The organism is Microcystis sp. M53603_WE2 (genome assembly GCF_030065435.1).
The window spans coordinates 1-2,275 of the sequence record NZ_JASJFF010001004.1 but is presented as its reverse complement, the minus strand read 5'-3'; the positions used below and the strand labels follow the sequence as shown (position 1 = coordinate 2,275).

The 2,275-nt window shown below is 45.5% G+C and carries 2 protein-coding genes; both read left to right on the top strand.

Features of this window, described 5'->3' with window-relative positions; translation table 11 throughout:
- Positions 1-530 precede the first annotated feature (530 nt).
- A complete protein-coding gene (rfbG, locus tag PX481_RS21245; RefSeq protein ID WP_002756777.1) occupies positions 531-1,649 on the top strand; it encodes a CDP-glucose 4,6-dehydratase in 1,119 nt (372 codons plus the stop codon).
- Positions 1,650-1,723: 74 nt separating this feature from the next.
- A partial coding sequence (locus PX481_RS21240; protein WP_288095844.1) for a DegT/DnrJ/EryC1/StrS family aminotransferase occupies positions 1,724-2,275 on the top strand: 552 nt, incomplete at its 3' end.

Genomic DNA, 2,275 nt, shown 5'->3' with positions numbered 1-2,275 from the left:
TTAAAGACTGCGTACATGGAGAATTAAAACAAGAATTACCCTCGAAAAGCCTATTTTTCCACTAAGTATTTATGCTCATTGCAAAGGTGAGATGCTCCCAGCCTCAACTCCAATCCCAGCTTGGGATTTACTTCGAGAAGCCCAAAATCGCTGAAACTCAGATAGATCAAGGAAAATCATAAATCGAGGTTAACCCTTTGTCCCGTAATGGTTTGAGCCTTTTTTGCTGACCGAAAACGCCTAAGTCCCACTAACAGCTTAACTAATTGACATCCTCGGTCAAGTTCCTGTATAGTGGCTCCCAAAGATTTAGGGTGATGGTTTTAAGCCTTCACAAAGACTCTTTTCGGCGATTACTCGCAGAAAGCCGTTGAAATTAACTGAAAACCCAGTATAGCGAGTCTATTTGACTTGTGAACAATAATAGCTCCCCTCTCCTTCTGGGATGAGCCTGATGGGTTTTGGCAGTGTATGGATACTTATCGAGAAATGGAAATGCTCAATCACCTTGATGATACTGGACAAGCTAGATGGAAAATATGGTAAAGAAAGCATTTTGGCCAGGCAAAAAGGTCTTTATTACTGGTCATACGGGCTTTAAGGGGTCTTGGCTGGCGTTTTGGTTACTCCATCTAGGAGCAGAGGTAAAAGGCCTCAGTTTAGCCCCCAATACCACCCCCGCCTTATTTGACCAATTGGACTTAGCTCAAAACCTGAGTCATCATATAGGAGATATTCGAGAGCCTGAGTTAGTGACTCGTTTAATCGCTTCATGGCAGCCGGATGTAGTCTTTCATTTAGCGGCACAACCCTTAGTGCGGCTTTCCTATCTTGAGTCGGTGGAAACGTGGAACACAAATGTTATGGGGACTATTCACGTTTTAGAGGCCCTCAAAAGCCTGACTCATCCCTGTGCCGCCGTGTTTATTACTAGCGATAAGTGCTATGAGAATCGGGAATGGGTCTATGGTTATCGGGAAAATGACCCCTTGGGGGGTTACGATCCCTATAGTTCTAGCAAAGCTGGGGCGGAATTGGCGATCGCATCTTGGCGCAGTTCCTTCTTTAAAACCCCTCAAACCCCCATCGGCATCGCCAGCGCCAGGGCAGGAAATGTCATCGGTGGCGGAGATTGGTCTCTAGACCGGATTGTACCCGATGCGATGCGGGCCTTGATGAAGTCCGAAGCGATTCCGGTGCGGAACCCTCTAGCGACTCGTCCTTGGCAGCACGTTTTAGAGCCTTTGGGAGGCTATTTACGGTTAGCTGAGTCGATTTATGAGCAGTTGATGACGGCCAATTGGCAGCAAGACAGCCGGGGGTTATATGGGGCGTTTAATTTCGGTCCGGCTCTGACTTCTAATCGCCCAGTTAAAGAGTTAGTTGAGTCTATCCTACAACTTTGGCCGGGAACTTGGCTCGATCAAAGTGATCCGAATGCTGTTCATGAGGCTAAATTGCTTAATCTAGTCACGGATAAGGCTTTCCATACCCTAAAATGGCAACCCGTCTGGGATTTTCGGCAAACCCTCAAGGAAACGGTGACATGGTATTATCAAGCGGCTCAAATAGACTCTGAAGATAAAGCACAATTCCAAGACCTTACTCGCCAACAAATCGAATATTATCAAAGTTGTCTGAGCGATTAGCGAACTCAAGGCTGATAATAGTGCAAATTAAGTAATAATTAAGTACAAATTTCTCCCCTGAAAGAAAATTAACCATGACTCAATCTATTTCTCCCCCCAGTACAACCAGCGAAGCAGAATTGCGAGAGCAAGTCTTTCAAGCCGTACAAGAATACTACAAACACAAATTTCAACCCCGGGCTTTTGTGGCGGGGCAGACCTATATTCCGGCATCGGGTAAGGTATTTGATGAGCAAGAATTAGTCAAATTAGTGGATTCTTCCCTAGATTTCTGGTTAACGACGGGCAGATATGCGGCGGAATTTGAGGAACGTTTTGCCCAGTGGATGGGGGTAAAACATTGTTTATTAGTCAATTCTGGTTCTTCAGCCAATTTAGTGGCCTTAAGTGCCTTAACTTCCCCTAAATTGGGGGAAAAACAACTTAAACCGGGGGATGAAGTGATTACCGTCGCCGCAGGTTTCCCGACTACAGTTAACCCCATCTTTCAAAATCAGCTAATTCCCGTCTTTTTAGACGTTAAATTACCCGGTTATGACCTCGACATCGAGCAGCTGGAATCGGCCTTGTCAGAGAAGACTAAAGCGATTATGATCGCTCATACCCTGGGAAATCCCTTTAATTTA